Raw genomic sequence first — 13,808 nt, forward strand, 5'->3', positions numbered from 1 at the left:
CCCATTGGCAGGCGTTTCCGGGTGCCTTCGCGGAGGTACCGTTGGTGCCAGGGAAGTGAGTCCTCCTCACCCGCAACGGCGCGGGGGAAGCGGGGGGTTGTGCGGTGACGTTCAAAGAGGAGTTCCTGGCGGAACTGGAGGACTGCCTGCGCGGCTACGGCGCGGTGCCGGTGTGCGATCCCGGCGCGCTGGCGCGGTTCGTGGACTACGTGCGGCAGTTGCCGGCGGACGACCAGCGGTTGCGGTGCCTGGAGGGGGTGGACCAGGGATCGGGGTCGTTCTGGAACAACCCGGCGGTGTGGTGGGAGCAGGTGCCCCGGTTCGGGGTCGCGATCAAGGACTGCTCGACGCTGCTGGACCGGATGCTGGACGAGGCCATCAGCGACGAGATCGACGTGCTGGAGATGGAGATCCGGGAGTTGCCGGGCTGAACCCCCGCGCACCGGACCGGAGAACCGAAACACCCGTTGTGCGTCCGGGTCGCCGGGCGCACAACGGGGAGTGCTGTTCCGGTGCTGCTCAGGATCGGACTCAGACCGACAGCAGCCGGTCGAAGAACGTGCGGTAGCGCCGCAGCGCGACCCGCAGCTCCTCGGTGTCCGCGTGGCCTTCCTGCTTCCACTGCTCCTCCAGCGAGCGGCGGTGCTCGGCGAACGTGTTCGCCAGGCTTCCGATCACCTGCGCCACCAGCTCGTCCGCGCGCTGCACGGCGTCCTGGGGGTCGTCCACGAAGTCGGCCTGCAGGCCCCGCCACTCGGTGCGCAGCTCCTCGGCCTCGGTGTCGCCGAACAGCGGCTCGTCGTCGCTGCGCGCGCCCTGCTCCGCCGTGGCGGGCTCGGCGGCCGGAGCGGTGACCGGGACGATGTCGGGGTTGTGGCCGAGGGCGGTGTCCGCCGCGGGTTCTCTGTCGAAGTCGGCCGGTTCGTCGTAGACCGCGTCGCTGTCGTTTTCAACGACCCGGTCGTCGGTGTGGGTGTTCTCCCCGTGGACGCCGGTGTGGGCGTCGGTGTGGGCATTGGGGTGGGCATCGGGGTGGACGTCGTCGGTGCGGGTGTCGGGGTGTCCGTCCCGCAGCACGTCGTCGTCGTGGTGGGTGCCCCGCTTCTCCGGCGGGACGAAGTCGTCGGTGGTCAGGCGGTCGGTCATCAGCGCGCCCCTTCCGCGCGGTCACGGCGGTCGCCGTCACGGTCCGCGCCGTTGGCCAACAGGTCCTCGAACAGCGTGCGGTAGTGCACCATCGCGGTGCGCAGGTCCTCGGTCGACGCCTCGCCGCGGTCGTGCCGCTCGGAGATCGTGTGCGCCTCGCGGTAGTTGTCCAGCGTGCGGGCGTGCTCGACCGACAGCAGCGACGCCTGGCTCTCGTACCCCTCGGTGGGGTAACCGCGTTCGGCCATCAGGTCGGTGACCAGACGGTCCGCCTGGGCGACAGCGCCGTCCGGCGCGTCGACGAACTGCTCCTGGATCCGCGTCCAGTTGCGGGCGTAGGTGTCGCGGGTCCCGGGGGCCAGGGGGCGCAGCTCGAGCCGGGAGTGCTCGCGCTCGCGCTCCACGAGGGCGCGCTCCGCGGCCATCCGGTTGTCGCTCTGCGCCACGGTCCGCTCGTACTCCGGACCGAACTTCTCCTGCAACCTCTTGCGTTGCAGGAAGTACCGCAGCAGCACGGCGGCCGCCGCGACAACCAGCACGACGACGATCACGCCGATGATGGTGCCGGTGGACATCTGTGCCTCCTAGGGGGCTTGGATGTCCACCGGGTTGCCGTTGCGAGGGCGCGACAAACCTGTCACGCCCCGTGTGCGGCCGTCACCACTCCTTGCCGTCACCACCTCTTGCCGGCACTAGCCCTTGACGCACACCACCTGCTTGAGCCGGGTGACGACCTCCACGAGGTCGCTCTGCCGCGCGATGACCGCGTCGAGATCCTTGTAGGCGCCCGGGATCTCGTCCACCACGCCCGCGTCCTTGCGGCACTCGACACCCGCCGTCTGCGCCGCCAGGTCGGCCTCGGTGAACGTCTTGCGCGCCTTGGTCCGCGACATCCGGCGCCCCGCGCCGTGCGACGCGGACTCGAACGAGTCCGGGTTGCCCAGCCCGCGCACGATGTACGAACCGGTGCCCATGGAACCCGGGATGATCCCCAGCTCGCCCTTGCGGGCCCGGATCGCGCCCTTGCGGGTCACCAGGACGTCCTCGCCGAAGTGGTGCTCCTCGGACACGTAGTTGTGGTGCGCGCTGATCGGCTCGTCGAACGACACCGCCGGGAACGAGCGCCGCAGCACGTCGCACACCAGCCCGAGCATGGTCGCCCGGTTGCGCCGCGCGTACTCCTGCGCCCAGTACAGGTCGTGCCGGTAGGCGGCCATCTCCGGCGTGCCGGCGAGGAACACCGCCAGGTCCGGGTCGGGCAGCACCTCGTTGTGCGCCAACGTCCGCGCGACCGCGATGTGGTGCTGTGCCAGCTGGTTGCCGACGCCCCGGGACCCGGAGTGCAGCATCACCCACACCCGGTCGTCGGTGTCCAGGCAGACCTCGAGGAAGTGGTTGCCGCCGCCCAGCGTGCCGACCTGGCGCACCGCGCGGTCCAGGTCGAGGGCCGGGGTCAGCCGGTCGAACGCGTCCCAGAAACCGTCCCGCCCGACCACCGGCTCCCGGTGCATCGCGAACCCGACCGGCACCGCGGCCTCCAACGCCGAGCGCAGCGGCCCGAGGCTGGCCGGCAGATCGTTCGCCGACAACGATGTCCTCACCGCCGTCATGCCGCACCCGATGTCGACGCCGACGGCCGCCGGGGACACCGCGTCCTTGAGCGCGATGACCGAGCCGACCGTGGCGCCGAGCCCGTAGTGCACGTCCGGCATGACGGCCACGTGCTTGACCGCCCACGGCAGCGAGGCGATGTTGCGCAACTGGCGCAGCGCCTGCTCCTCGACCTCGGCCGGGTCGGCCCAGAGCCGGATGTCGACGCGTGCGCCGGAGAGGGTGGTGGCGGTCATGCGGCCCAGCCTAAGCGGGGGTTCCGCCGGCGGCGATCGGATTTCCGCCGCGACCGGTCGGATTTCCCCGGGAGAAAAGGAAAACCGGGCCGGCGGTGCGCCGACCCGGTTTCGGTGCCGGAAGTGCTACCGGCTGACCGCCTTGCGGTACTGGCGGGTGGCCAGCGGGACGAACACCGCGAGGAAGACCACCACCCAGATCAGCGTCGTCAGCACCGGGTGCCGCAACGACCACACGTCCGCCGGCGGGAAGGCGGGGTTCGTGTTCCCGAACAGCTCGCGGGCCGCCGCCGTGACCGCCGAGACGGGGTTCCACTCGGCGAACGTCTTGAGCACGCCGGGCAGCTTGCTCTCCTGCACGAAGGTGTTCGCGATGAACGTCAGCGGGAAGATCACGATGAAGCTCGCGTTGTTGAACACCTCCGGGCTGCGCACCATGAGCCCGACGATCGCCATCCCCCACGACAGCGAGTAGGCGAACAGCAGCAGGATCGCGAACCCGGCCAGCGCCTCGAAGAACGACGAGTTGATCCGCCAGCCGACCACCAGGCCGGTCAGCGACATCACCACCACGACGATGACGTTGTTGAGCAGGTCCGACGTGGTCCGCCCGATCAGCACCGCCGACCGCGCCATGGGCAGCGACCGGAACCGGTCGATCACGCCTTTCTGCATGTCGTCGGCCAGGCCCGAGCCGGTGATGGTCGCGCCGAACACCACGGTCTGGGTGAAGATGCCCGCCATCAGGAACTCGCGGTAGTCCATGCCCGGGATGTCGATCGACCCGCCGAACACGTACGCGAACAGCAGCACGAACATGATCGGCTGCAAGGTGGAGAACACCAGCAGGTCCGGTACCCGCTTGATCTTGATGAGATTGCGCTTGGCGACGACCGCGCCGTCCGCCAGCGCCTGCGTGACTGCGCTCATGCCCCCTGCTCCCCCTGCTTGTCCTCGGCCGCGTGTCCGGTCAGCGTGAGGAACACGTCGTCCAGCGTCGGCCTGCGCAGGCCGACGTCGAGCACCTTCACCGATTCGGCGTCCAGCCGGCGGATGCCGTCGACCAGCACCTCGGACCCGCCGGACACCGGCACGGTCAGCCGGTGCGCCCGCTCGTCCACCACGACCTCGCCGATGGCCAGCGGCCCCAGCACCTCCCGGGCGGTGGCCACGTCCTGCGCGGTGCCCACGGTCAGCTCCAGCCGCTCGCCGCCGACCTGCGCCTTGAGCTCGTCGGCGGTGCCCAGCGCGATCACCTTGCCGTGGTCGATGACCGCGATCTTGTCGGCCAGCCGGTCGGCCTCCTCCAGGTACTGCGTGGTCAGCAGCAGCGTGGTGCCGCCCGCCACGAGTTCGCCGATGACGTCCCACATGCCCAGCCGGCTGCGCGGGTCCAGGCCCGTGGTCGGCTCGTCGAGGAACAGCACGTCGGGCTTGGCGACCAGCGCGCCGGCCAGGTCGAGCCGGCGGCGCATCCCCCCGGAGTAGCCCTTCACCGGCCGGTCGCCCGCCTCGACCAGGTCGAACCGGTCGAGCAGCTCCCGGGCCCGCTCCCGGCTGGGTTTCTTGCCCAGGTGGTAGAGCCGGCCCACCATGTCCAGGTTCTCGAACCCGGTCAGGTTCTCGTCCACCGCCGCGTACTGCCCGGACAGGCCGATCCTGCGGCGCAGCTCCTTGGCCTGGGACACGACGTCGAGCCCGAGCACGGTCGCCCGCCCCGCGTCCTGCTCCAGCAGCGTGGTGAGCACCCGCACGGTCGTCGTCTTGCCCGCGCCGTTGGGGCCCAGCAGGCCCATGACGGTGCCTTCCGGCACCACGAGGTCCAACCCGTCCAGGGCGACGACCGACCCGTAGCGTTTGACCAGCCCCTCGGCCACGATTGCGTCTGCCATGGGGGCCATGATGGACCCGCGCACCGACAATTTCGCCGCGAATTTCACCCTGTTAGTCGAATGGTCACCCCGACCTGCGGCTTTTCGTGACGATCCGGGGCCCGGCGAGTCCCTCGGGCGGCCCAAGCCCGCCGGCGAAGTTGCGGCCGGCGCGGAAGCGGTGTGCGCTGCGTGGCGTGTTGATCCGCCGAGCCTCCACATCGGACCTCCCGACCGTCCTGCCTCTGCTGCGCGAGTTCTACGAGGTGGACGGGCACGACTACGACGAAGCGGTGCTGACCGCCGCGCTCGGGCCGTTGCTGGCCGACGACGCTTTCGGCCAGGTCTGGCTGTTCGACACCGGCTACGCGGTGCTCACCTGGGGCTACTCGCTGGAGTCGGGCGGGCGGGACGCGCTGCTGGACGAGTTCTTCGTCCGCAACCGGGGCGGCGGCGTCGGCGGGAAGGTCATCGAGGACCTGGCCCAGGCCTGCCGGGAGGCCGGCGCGCGCCGGATGATCCTGGAGACCGAGGCGCCCAACGACGCGGCGCGGCGGTTCTACGGGCGGCACGGGTTCGTGCCCGAGGCGTCCACCTGGATGATGCGCGACCTCTGAACCAGGCCGGCAGCCGGGCGCGCAGTTCGGGATCCCGCAGTACCGCGAGGACCGGTCCGTCCAGCACCCGCGCCGCGCCCGGCGTCGAGGACAGCCGCGGCATCGCCTGGCAGACGTCGGCGAACGGCTGCCCCTGGACGGTGAGCACCGCCTCGCGCACCTCGTGCCCGGCCCCGCGCGCCCGCCCGGCGGACCACCGCGGCAGGCTCATCACCACCACCCGGTCCACCAGCAGCGGCCGGCCCGCGTCGTCCAGCGGGTACCGGTCCCGCTTGAGGTTGCTGTCGCAGGTCGAGCAGGCCGGCAGGTGGTTGAGCCAGTCGAAGGTCCGCAACGGGTTGCGGGACAACGGCTCGAAGTGGTCGCTGTCGGTGCCCTGGCTGTCGCCGCGGTACCTGCACCGCTGGTGGCCCGGTGCCATCTCCTCCAGCAGCCGGCGCAGCGGCGCGTGCACGGACCGCCGCACGGCCGACCGCTTGCAGGCCGCCCGCGCGGTGCGCACCCGGTCCGGCGCGGCGGAGATCTCCGCGGCCCCGCGGCCAGCGCCGGCAGCCGGCGAGCTCGACGGGCAGCGCGGCGCGCGCGATCCGGATCATCCCCGTTCCGACTCCGCGCGGTCCGATTCCAGCTCCATGCGGGCCGGCACCTCGCGCGCCCGCACCACCGGTGAGCTGGTCAGCATCCGCTTGAGCTGCTCGTAGCGGCGCCCCGCTCGCCGTCCGTGCCGGCGATCACCGCGACCTCCAGCCCGAACAGCTCGGAGAGCACCGCGTCGTCGCCGCTGCCGTACACGATCCGCTCGTACAGGCGCTGGTCCACCACCCGCGGCGGCTCCGCCTGGTCGGGGCCCGGCAGCCGGATCAGGCCGCCCGGGTCTGCCGCCTGGCACAGGTACGGGCTGTGAGGCCGCCCGGGTCGATTCCCTCGATCCGGTAGTCGTCGGGCAGCAGGCCGTCGGACAGGATCGCCGGCGCGACCGCCTTCGACTCCTCCGCTCCGGGCCGCCGCTCCAGCGACCGCAGGTGCTGCTCGATCAGCCGGCCGACGCCCTCGGCCGGCGAGGCGTCCTCGTGGAACAGGTGGCGAGCCGGGACACCGGGCCGGAGTTCGACATCAGCCGCTGGGCGTCGTCGGTCGCGCCGACCATCCGCCGGAACGGCCCGTACGCTGCGCAGAACCACCCGGTAGTTTGTCCTGCCAGGGCCTCGGGTCGCCGCGGTCTTGCTGCCCTCCAGCTTCTCCCTCAGCGACGGCTGCACGCCCCGGTCGCCGTCGGGCATCGTCCACACCAGGCCGGCCCACAGCGCGCCGGAGGGCCGGCGGTCCTTGCCGGACCACCGCTCGGCGTGCTCGTCCAGGGTGAACCGGACCTGGGCGACGGCCTCACCGCCGGCCGGCGGTGGCCCAGTTCTCGAAGTCCGAGACCAGGTTGCGGGCCACCGCGGGGCCGCTGGGGGCGAGCGCGACGGCGTGCGGCAGGGAGGTCTTGCCGGAACCGTCGCGCCCGGCGATGACCGTCCAGCCCGGTGCGGTGAGATGCAGGTCGACCTCGCGGGCGCCGTGAAACCCCTTGATGTTCCGCAGCCGGACCGGCGAGATGTACATGCGGCCGACTGCAGTGGGGAAGGGGTGGTGATCATGGGCTTCGCCGGGCCGGTGGGGCCGCGCTGCGTGGCGTGCGCCGCGGGCCGCCCGACCCGCGACCGCGCGACCCCACCGACGGGGTTCATGTTAATGGGTGCGTATGCACCTTAAAACGCTCGAACGAGTGAACTGAAATCGGCGTGCGCGCCGACTAGGGTGTTCGCAGTTCTTTTCAGCGAGGAGCGATCCGAATGGCAGCCGTCCAAACCCGACGCAAGCGCAAGCTCGGGCAGTTCCTGAACGCCCTGCGCAAGCGCGCCGGCAAGACCGAGGTCGACTACCACGCGTTGACCCGCAAGACCCAGTCGACGCTGTCGCGGATGGAGAACGGCTACATCAGTCCCAGTTGGACCGAGTTGGGCGCACTGCTCGGGTTGTACGGCGCGACCGACGCCGAGCGGCGCGAAGCGGAAGCCCTGTGGGAGGACGCCAAACAGGACAGCACCCGGTTGGCCAACGCCGCCGCGTACACCCCCGAGGCGCGGACGTACGCGCGGCAGGAGGCGGACGCGACGGAAGTGCGCACCATCGAGATGATCGTGATCCCCGGCCTGCTCCAGACCGCCGCGTACGCCTCCGCGGTGCGCTTGGCGGGACAGCGTTTCCTGGACCCGTCAGTGCCGGTGGACCAGGCGGTGGCGGCGTTGGCGAGCCGCCAGCGCCGGCTGCCCGGACTCCGCCTGCACGCGGTGATCGACGAAGCCGCGCTGCACCGGGTCGTGGGTGGACCCGACGTCATGCACGCGCAGCTGTCGCAGCTGCTGGAGATGGCCCGGCAGCCGGACATCACCATCCAGGTGATCCCGTTCGGCGCGGGGGCCTACGGGACCATGTCGGGCGGCGGCGCCACCGCGCTCCGGTTCGACGCCGGCGATCCCTCCTCCGTGTACCTGGAGTACGCGGGTGGAGGCAAGTGGGTGGACAATCCGGCCGATGTCGAGAAGTACCTGCTTCACTTCGAGGACATGGCAGCGCAGGTCGCCCTGTCGCCCAAGGAGTCGGCTGCGCTGATCAGGAAACTGGCAACCGCACTGAAGGAAACATGAACACGAAGAAGACGTGGCGTAGAAGCTCGCATTCAGGCGCGGGGAACAACTGCGTGGAGCTGGCCGTCGGCCGCGCGGCCACCGTTGTTCGTGACAGCAAGCGTCCAGGCCCAGAACTGACCTTCGCGGACCGTCCATTCCGGGCGTTCCTCACCCTCCTCCGCCAAACCTGACCGTCACCTCCAACCCGCCGTCCGCCCTCGGTGCCGCGGTCACCGTGCCGCCGTGGGCGGCGGCTATGGCGCGCACTATGGACAGTCCGAGGCCCAGCCCGCGTTCCCCGGTGGTCGTCCGAGCCCGGTCCAGCCGGCGGAACGGGCGGAACAACCCCTCCACCTCGTAGGGCTGGATCTCCGGACCGGTGTTGGCGACCACCAGCACCCCGTCCCGCGACACGACCTCGAGCCGGCCGCCCGCGTGGTTGTGCTTGACAGCGTTGTCGACGAGGTTGCGCACCAGCCGTTCCAGCAGCACCGGGTCGCCGTCGACCGAGGCGGGCCCGAGGTCCCGCAGGACCTCCACGCCCACGTCGGCGGCCCCGGACTGGCGGAGCACGTGCTCGGCGATCCCGGCCAGGTCGGTCGGCGTCCGCTCGGCGGGCTCGGTCTCCGCGTCGGCCAGCGCCAGCAGCCCGTCGATGAGCCGCTCGTGCCGGGCGTTGACCTCCAGCAGCTCCGCGCCCAGCCGGCGCGCGTCCGCCGAGGCACCCGGTCGGGTGATCGCCACCTCGATCAGGGCGCGCTTGACCGCGAGCGGCGTGCGCATCTCGTGCGAGGCGTCCGCGACGAACCGGCGCTGCCCGTCGAACGCCCGGTCCAGCCGGTCCAGCATCGCGTTGAACGTCCCGGCGAGCTCGGCCACCTCGTCGCGCGCCCCCTGGGCCGGGATCCGCTCGTGCAGGCCCTGCCCGGCGGTGATCCGGCGGGCCGTCTCGGTGATCCGGTGCACCGGGTCCAGCGCGCGGCGCGCCACCAGCCAGCCGACCCCCACCGCGACCAGCCCGACGCACAGCAGCGCGAGCGCCCCCCAGGCGACCAGCGAGTCCAGCACGCCGTCGCGGTAGCGCTCCTCGGCCGCCCGGAACGACTCGACCACCTCGTCCAGCGGGGCGCCGCCGAGCTTGCGCAGCGCGAGCAGGTCCGGCACCGCCGTCGTGCCGCCGCCGTCGAGGCTCTGCCGCACCAGCAGGTAGGTCACGGCCAGCAGCACCGCGCCGGCCAGCGCGAACAGGCCCCCGTACAGCGCGGTGAGCCGGGCCCGGACACCCCAGCGGCCGGTCACGGGATCCGGTACCCGACGCCGGGCACGGTCTCGACCACCGGCGGCTCGCCCAGCTTGCGGCGCAGCTTCATCACCGTCACCCGCAGCACGTTGGTGAACGGGTCGATGTGCTCGTCCCAGACCTTCTCCAGCAGCACCTCGGCCGGCACCACCGCGCCCTGCGCCCGGAGCAGCTCGGCCAGCACCGCGAACTCCCTGTTGGCCAACGGGAGCGGCGCGCCGTCCCGGGACGCCAGCCGGCGCGCCGGGTCGAGGTCCAAACCCGCGCGGCGCAGCACCGGCGGCACCGCCGGCCGGGACCGCCGCAGCAGCGCGTGCACCCGCGCGGAGAGCTCCACGAACGCGAACGGCTTGGGCAGGTAGTCGTCCGCGCCCAGCGCCAGCCCGGCCACCCGGTCCCGCACGCCGGCCGCCGCGGTCAGCATGAGCACCCGCGTGTCGCCGCGCTCCACGACGGTCCGGCACACCTCGTCACCGTGCACGTACGGGATGTCGCGGTCGAGCACCAGCACGTCGTAGTCGTTGGTCGCCAGGCGTTCCAGCGCGGCTTCGCCGTCGTGCACGACGTCCACCGCGAACGGCTCACGCCGAAGCCACTCGGCGATCGCGCCCGCCAGCGCCTCCTCGTCCTCCACCACCAGGATCCGCATGGCCACCATGATCCGCCGGGCACCCATAACGCCGGCATAAGCCGGCACGGCCACGCCCCGGTTATCCCCCCGCTGCTGGACTGCTCCCATCCGATCCCAGGAGGGGAACATGAGAAGGGTGATGGCGGTGGTGGCGTGCGCGCTGCTGCTGGGGGCGTGCGCGCCGGACACCGCCGAACAGGCCGCGCCGAGCAGCACGGCGGCCGACCAGGGCGTGCGGTTCGCGCAGTGCATGAGGGACAACGGGGTCGACGTGCCCGATCCGGGGCCGGACGCGGGCAAGCTCGGCGGGTTGGCCGGCGTCGACCGCGACGACCCGGCGTTCACGCCGGCCATGGCCGCGTGCAAGCAACACCTGCCGGGCGGCGGGGATCTGTCCAGTCTGGACCCCGCACAGCTCGACAAGCTGCGCGCGTTCGCCGGGTGCATGAGGGAGCACGGGGTCGAGATGCCCGACCCCGACCCGAACGGCGGCAAGCCCGATCTCAGCGGCGTCGACCGGACGGGGCCCGCGTTCCAAGCCGCGTTCGAAGCCTGCCAGGACAAGCTGCCGGAGCTGGTGCGGTGAACCCGACCAGCGGAAGTCCGCGCCGACGGGTCCTGCTCGGGGCCGGTGCGGTGGTGGCGCTGGCCGCCGGCGGCGTGGCGGCGGTCGGGTTCGGCGGGGGCGAACCGCCGCCCGCCACCGCCGCGAACCTGCCGCCGGCGACCGCGAAGGTCGTCGTCACGACGCTGACCGGCACCGAGCGGGTGACCGGCGCGCTGGGACGCGGGCCGGCGACGGCGGTGCCGCCCGGACCGCCGGGCACCGTCACGTGGCTGCCCGCGCCGGGCGCGGTGATCGGCCGGGGGCAGCCGGTCTACCGGGTGGACGACCGCCCGGTGCCGCTGCTGTTCGGCGCGACGCCCGCGTGGCGGACGCTGTCCTCCGGGGTGGCGGGCGAGGACGTGCGGCAGTTCGAGGAGAACTTGGAAGCGTTGGGGTACACCGGTTTCACCGTCGACACCACGTTCACCGCAGGCACCGCCGACGCGGTCCGGGCGTGGCAGCGCGACACCGGGCGCCTGGAAACCGGGACCGTGCCGGCGGCGGAGGTGGTGTTCGCGCCGGGCGAGGTCCGGGTCGCCGAGCTGAAGGTCCCGCTGGGCGGCGAGGCCGGCGGCCCGGTGCTGACCCACACCGGCACGACCAGGGTGGTGACCGTGCCGCTGGAGGTCGCCAAGCAGCACCTGGTCGCGCCCGGGGTGACGGCGACGGTGACCCTGCCGGACGGCCGGACCGTGCCGGGCGTGGTCGAGTCGGTCGGCACGGTCGCGTCCGCGCAGCCCGGCACGGACACCGAGACCACGGTCGACGTGGTCGTCGCGGTCGCCGACCAGGCGGCGCTCGGCTCGTTGGACGCCGCCCCGGTGGAGGTCCGGCTGGTCTCCACCCGCAAGGAGGACGTCCTGGCGGTCCCGGTCGGCGCGCTGGTGTTCCTCGGCGAGGGCCGGTACGGCGTGCAGGTCGTCGACGGCGGCACGACCCGGTACGTGCCGGTGGACACCGGGCTGTTCGCCGACGGGAAGGTCGAGGTGAGCGGCGGGGGCGTCACCGCCGGGCTGGACGTGGGGGTGCCGCGGTGAGCCTGGTCGAGTTGCACGGCGCTTCCCGCGAGTACCACGGGGTCCGCGCGCTGCGGGACGTGACGCTGAGCATCGGCCGCGGCGAGTTGCTGGCGGTGGTCGGGCCGTCCGGGTCGGGCAAGTCGACGCTGCTCAACCTCGTCGGCACGCTGGACCGGCCCACCGCCGGCACGGTCCGCGTCGCCGGGCACGACGTCGGCGCGCTGTCCGACCGGCGGCTGTCGGCGTTGCGGGCGGGCGTGGTCGGGTTCGTGTTCCAGCAGTTCCACCTCGCCGGCGGCGTGTCCACAGTGGACAACGTGGCCGCCGGCCTGCTCTACCGGGGCGTCCCGGTCCGGGAACGCCGCCGGCGCGCGGCGGCGGCGCTGGAGTCGGTCGGGCTCGGCCACCGGCTGGCGCACCGCCCGCACGAGCTCTCCGGCGGCGAGCGCCAGCGGGTCGCCGTCGCGCGGGCCGTCGTCGGGCGGCCCGCGCTGCTGCTGGCCGACGAGCCCACCGGCAACCTGGACTCCGCGTCGGGCGCGGGCGTGCTGGCGCTGCTCCGGTCGTTGCACGAGGCCGGCACGACCGTCGTGGTCGTCACCCACGACCGCGAACTGGCGGCGGGCCTGCCGCGCCGGGTCGACGTGCGCGACGGGCGGGTGGTCGGCGATGGCTGAGCCGCGCCCCGCCCGGCTGCGGTTCGCCGACGTGCTGCGGGTCGGCGGGTTCGGGCTGCGCGCCCGGCCGGGCCGGGTCGCGCTGTCCGCGCTGGGCATCGCCATCGGCATCGCGGCGATGGTGGCCGTGGTGGGCGTGTCCGCGTCCAGCCGGGCGGACCTGGACCGGCGGCTGGCCGCGCTGGGCACCAACCTGCTCTCGGTCGGCCCCGGCCAGACCCTGTTCGGCGAACCGGCCCGGCTGCCGGTCGAGTCGGTCGGCATGGTCGGCCGGCTCGACCCGGTCACCTCGACCACCGCGACCGGCAAGGTCGACGCGAAGGTCTACCGCAACGACCACGTCCCGGCTGCCCAGTCCGGCGGCATCGGGGTGCTCGCCACCCGCACCGACCTGCTCGCCACGGTCGGCGTGCCGGTGGCGCGCGGCGAGTTCCTGAACGAGGCCACCGCGCGGTACCCGGCCGTGGTGCTCGGCGGGAAGGCCGCCGAACGGCTCGGCGTGGCCGCCCCGGGCGAGGCCGTGCACCTGGGCGGCGACTGGTTCACCGTGGTCGGCGTCCTGGGTCCCGCGCCGCTCACCCCCGAACTGGACACCGCCGCCCTGGTCGGGTGGCCGGTGGCGGAACGGGAACTGGGCTTCGACGGCCACCCGACCACCGTGTACGCGCGGGCCCGGGAGGACGCCGTGCGGGCCGTGCAGGGCGCTCTCGCGGCGACCGCGAACCCGGAGCAGCCGGACGCGGTGCGGGTGTCGCGGCCGTCGGACGCGTTGGCCGCCAAGCAGGTCGCCGACGCCACGCTCAACGCCCTGCTGCTCGGCCTGGGCGCGGTGGCGCTGCTGGTCGGCGGGGTCGGCGTGGCCAACACGATGGTGATCTCGGTGCTGGAACGGCGTGCGGAGATCGGGTTGCGCCGGTCGCTGGGCGCGACCGGCGGCCAGGTGCGGGTCCAGTTCCTGACCGAGTCGCTGCTGCTGTCGGGCCTGGGCGGGGTGGGCGGCGCGGTGCTCGGCGTCCTGGTGACCGCCGGCTACGCGACCGCCCAGGGCTGGCCGGTGGTGGTGCCGCTGTGGGCGACCGCCGGCGGCGTGCCCGCGACCGCGCTGATCGGCGTGCTGGCCGGGCTGCTCCCGGCGATCCGGGCGAGCCGACTGCCCCCAGCGGAGGCACTGGCGACTCCGTAGGTCCCCGCGCCGCAGATCCGCGGGGGTCCCGGTCCGGGCGTCGGGCCGGGCCCCCGTCGATCAAGAAGCCGTGAGTCCGGCGTGGTCCGGTGGGGGCGTGTGGTTGCATGAGGGCATCGCCCCGCACTGGCTGGGGCGGATGCGTGCGCGCAACCCGTTGGCACAGCGCTGGTTCGTGCGGTACGCCGAGCACGCGCGGGGCCGCGGTCGGCGCGCCGGTGACTAGCGGAGGGGCCGT

Annotated in this window: 20 protein-coding genes; 10 read left to right on the top strand and 10 right to left on the bottom strand. The window is 73.1% G+C overall.

Features of this window, described 5'->3' with window-relative positions; all coding sequences use genetic code 11:
* Positions 1-104 precede the first annotated feature (104 nt).
* On the top strand, positions 105-431 hold the full coding sequence (locus tag BN6_RS08590; RefSeq protein WP_015099185.1) for a hypothetical protein: 327 nt from the start codon (positions 105-107) through the stop codon (positions 429-431).
* 100 nt (positions 432-531) lie between these two features.
* Here BN6_RS08590 and BN6_RS46535 read toward each other — a convergent pair whose 3' ends face one another.
* The 5 genes from BN6_RS46535 to BN6_RS08615 all read right to left on the bottom strand — a co-directional run bounded on the left by BN6_RS46535 (position 532) and on the right by BN6_RS08615 (position 4,885).
* Entirely contained in the window at positions 532-1,146 is a 615-nt protein-coding gene (locus BN6_RS46535) for a hypothetical protein (protein ID WP_015099186.1), read from the bottom strand.
* On the bottom strand, positions 1,146-1,721 hold the full coding sequence (locus tag BN6_RS08600; protein ID WP_015099187.1) for a hypothetical protein: 576 nt from the start codon (positions 1,719-1,721) through the stop codon (positions 1,146-1,148). The genes BN6_RS46535 and BN6_RS08600 overlap by 1 nt, the downstream gene beginning before the upstream one ends.
* Before the next feature lie 117 nt (positions 1,722-1,838).
* Positions 1,839-2,993, bottom strand: a complete 1,155-nt coding sequence (locus tag BN6_RS08605) for an RtcB family protein (RefSeq protein WP_015099188.1) — start codon at positions 2,991-2,993, stop codon at positions 1,839-1,841.
* A 126-nt stretch (positions 2,994-3,119) separates the two neighbouring features.
* Positions 3,120-3,923 carry an ABC transporter permease gene (locus BN6_RS08610; protein WP_015099189.1) on the bottom strand — a complete coding sequence of 268 codons (804 nt, stop codon included), beginning with the start codon at positions 3,921-3,923 and terminating at the stop codon, positions 3,120-3,122.
* Positions 3,920-4,885, bottom strand: a complete 966-nt coding sequence (locus BN6_RS08615) for a daunorubicin resistance protein DrrA family ABC transporter ATP-binding protein (protein WP_041312315.1) — start codon at positions 4,883-4,885, stop codon at positions 3,920-3,922. The genes BN6_RS08610 and BN6_RS08615 overlap by 4 nt, the downstream gene beginning before the upstream one ends.
* Positions 4,886-5,061: 176 nt before the next feature.
* On the opposite strand from BN6_RS08615, the gene BN6_RS08620 reads away from it, so the two are divergent.
* Together BN6_RS08620 and BN6_RS08625 are read left to right on the top strand one after the other, a co-directional pair.
* On the top strand, positions 5,062-5,481 hold the full coding sequence (locus tag BN6_RS08620) for a GNAT family N-acetyltransferase (RefSeq protein WP_041312318.1): 420 nt from the start codon (positions 5,062-5,064) through the stop codon (positions 5,479-5,481).
* 140 nt (positions 5,482-5,621) lie between these two features.
* The gene (locus tag BN6_RS08625; RefSeq protein WP_041312320.1) at positions 5,622-6,182 is read left to right on the top strand and encodes a hypothetical protein; all 561 of its coding nucleotides are present in this window, start codon (positions 5,622-5,624) and stop codon (positions 6,180-6,182) included.
* Here the strand turns inward: BN6_RS08625 and BN6_RS47645 are convergent.
* The 3 genes from BN6_RS47645 to BN6_RS47655 form a co-directional block, all read right to left on the bottom strand.
* The gene (locus BN6_RS47645; protein ID WP_197540246.1) at positions 6,157-6,303 is read right to left on the bottom strand and encodes a hypothetical protein; all 147 of its coding nucleotides are present in this window, start codon (positions 6,301-6,303) and stop codon (positions 6,157-6,159) included. The genes BN6_RS08625 and BN6_RS47645 overlap by 26 nt on opposite strands.
* A 38-nt stretch (positions 6,304-6,341) precedes the next feature.
* A complete protein-coding gene (locus BN6_RS47650; protein ID WP_197540247.1) occupies positions 6,342-6,761 on the bottom strand; it encodes a hypothetical protein in 420 nt (139 codons plus the stop codon).
* Positions 6,762-6,864: 103 nt separating this feature from the next.
* On the bottom strand, positions 6,865-7,086 hold the full coding sequence (locus BN6_RS47655; protein ID WP_015099195.1) for an AAA family ATPase: 222 nt from the start codon (positions 7,084-7,086) through the stop codon (positions 6,865-6,867).
* 230 nt (positions 7,087-7,316) lie between these two features.
* On the opposite strand from BN6_RS47655, the gene BN6_RS08640 reads away from it, so the two are divergent.
* Positions 7,317-8,171, top strand: a complete 855-nt coding sequence (locus BN6_RS08640; protein ID WP_015099196.1) for a helix-turn-helix domain-containing protein — start codon at positions 7,317-7,319, stop codon at positions 8,169-8,171.
* Positions 8,168-8,344 carry a DUF397 domain-containing protein gene (locus BN6_RS43370; protein WP_015099197.1) on the top strand — a complete coding sequence of 59 codons (177 nt, stop codon included), beginning with the start codon at positions 8,168-8,170 and terminating at the stop codon, positions 8,342-8,344. Before BN6_RS08640 ends, BN6_RS43370 begins: the two co-directional genes overlap by 4 nt.
* Here the strand turns inward: BN6_RS43370 and BN6_RS08645 are convergent.
* Positions 8,322-9,452 carry an ATP-binding protein gene (locus tag BN6_RS08645; protein WP_015099198.1) on the bottom strand — a complete coding sequence of 377 codons (1,131 nt, stop codon included), beginning with the start codon at positions 9,450-9,452 and terminating at the stop codon, positions 8,322-8,324. The genes BN6_RS43370 and BN6_RS08645 overlap by 23 nt on opposite strands.
* A complete protein-coding gene (locus tag BN6_RS08650; RefSeq protein ID WP_173430485.1) occupies positions 9,449-10,102 on the bottom strand; it encodes a response regulator transcription factor in 654 nt (217 codons plus the stop codon). The genes BN6_RS08645 and BN6_RS08650 overlap by 4 nt, the downstream gene beginning before the upstream one ends.
* A gap of 109 nt (positions 10,103-10,211) precedes the next feature.
* On the opposite strand from BN6_RS08650, the gene BN6_RS08655 reads away from it, so the two are divergent.
* From BN6_RS08655 to BN6_RS49490, 5 genes are all read left to right on the top strand, one after another.
* Positions 10,212-10,670, top strand: coding sequence for a hypothetical protein (locus BN6_RS08655; RefSeq protein WP_015099200.1), 459 nt, complete (start codon positions 10,212-10,214; stop codon positions 10,668-10,670).
* Positions 10,667-11,728, top strand: coding sequence for a peptidoglycan-binding domain-containing protein (locus BN6_RS08660; RefSeq protein ID WP_015099201.1), 1,062 nt, complete (start codon positions 10,667-10,669; stop codon positions 11,726-11,728). Before BN6_RS08655 ends, BN6_RS08660 begins: the two co-directional genes overlap by 4 nt.
* Positions 11,725-12,387: an ABC transporter ATP-binding protein gene (locus tag BN6_RS08665; RefSeq protein ID WP_015099202.1), complete on the top strand. Its 663-nt coding sequence runs from the start codon at positions 11,725-11,727 to the stop codon at positions 12,385-12,387. Before BN6_RS08660 ends, BN6_RS08665 begins: the two co-directional genes overlap by 4 nt.
* Positions 12,380-13,570, top strand: a complete 1,191-nt coding sequence (locus tag BN6_RS08670; RefSeq protein ID WP_015099203.1) for an ABC transporter permease — start codon at positions 12,380-12,382, stop codon at positions 13,568-13,570. Before BN6_RS08665 ends, BN6_RS08670 begins: the two co-directional genes overlap by 8 nt.
* A 97-nt stretch (positions 13,571-13,667) precedes the next feature.
* Complete coding sequence (locus BN6_RS49490; protein WP_269454327.1) at positions 13,668-13,796, top strand: hypothetical protein; 129 nt, start codon at positions 13,668-13,670, stop codon at positions 13,794-13,796.
* The last annotated feature ends 12 nt before the right edge of the window (positions 13,797-13,808 follow it).

The sequence above is a fragment of the Saccharothrix espanaensis DSM 44229 genome (genome assembly GCF_000328705.1).
Lineage (GTDB): Bacteria > Actinomycetota > Actinomycetes > Mycobacteriales > Pseudonocardiaceae > Actinosynnema > Actinosynnema espanaense.

Excerpts from the sequence above, each read along its gene's own strand:
- BN6_RS08650 (WP_173430485.1), bottom strand. The coding sequence starts at position 10,102 with ATGCGGATCCTGGTGGTGGAGGACGAGGAGGCGCTGGCGGGCGCGATC.
- BN6_RS08605 (WP_015099188.1), bottom strand. The coding sequence starts at position 2,993 with ATGACCGCCACCACCCTCTCCGGCGCACGCGTCGACATCCGGCTCTGG.
- BN6_RS08655 (WP_015099200.1), top strand. The coding sequence starts at position 10,212 with ATGAGAAGGGTGATGGCGGTGGTGGCGTGCGCGCTGCTGCTGGGGGCG.
- BN6_RS47655 (WP_015099195.1), bottom strand. The coding sequence starts at position 7,086 with ATGTACATCTCGCCGGTCCGGCTGCGGAACATCAAGGGGTTTCACGGC.
- BN6_RS43370 (WP_015099197.1), top strand. The coding sequence starts at position 8,168 with ATGAACACGAAGAAGACGTGGCGTAGAAGCTCGCATTCAGGCGCGGGG.
- BN6_RS46535 (WP_015099186.1), bottom strand. The coding sequence starts at position 1,146 with ATGACCGACCGCCTGACCACCGACGACTTCGTCCCGCCGGAGAAGCGG.
- BN6_RS47650 (WP_197540247.1), bottom strand. The coding sequence starts at position 6,761 with ATGCCCGACGGCGACCGGGGCGTGCAGCCGTCGCTGAGGGAGAAGCTG.
- BN6_RS08610 (WP_015099189.1), bottom strand. The coding sequence starts at position 3,923 with ATGAGCGCAGTCACGCAGGCGCTGGCGGACGGCGCGGTCGTCGCCAAG.
- BN6_RS08640 (WP_015099196.1), top strand. The coding sequence starts at position 7,317 with ATGGCAGCCGTCCAAACCCGACGCAAGCGCAAGCTCGGGCAGTTCCTG.
- BN6_RS08670 (WP_015099203.1), top strand. The coding sequence starts at position 12,380 with ATGGCTGAGCCGCGCCCCGCCCGGCTGCGGTTCGCCGACGTGCTGCGG.
- BN6_RS08615 (WP_041312315.1), bottom strand. The coding sequence starts at position 4,885 with ATGGCAGACGCAATCGTGGCCGAGGGGCTGGTCAAACGCTACGGGTCG.
- BN6_RS08600 (WP_015099187.1), bottom strand. The coding sequence starts at position 1,721 with ATGTCCACCGGCACCATCATCGGCGTGATCGTCGTCGTGCTGGTTGTC.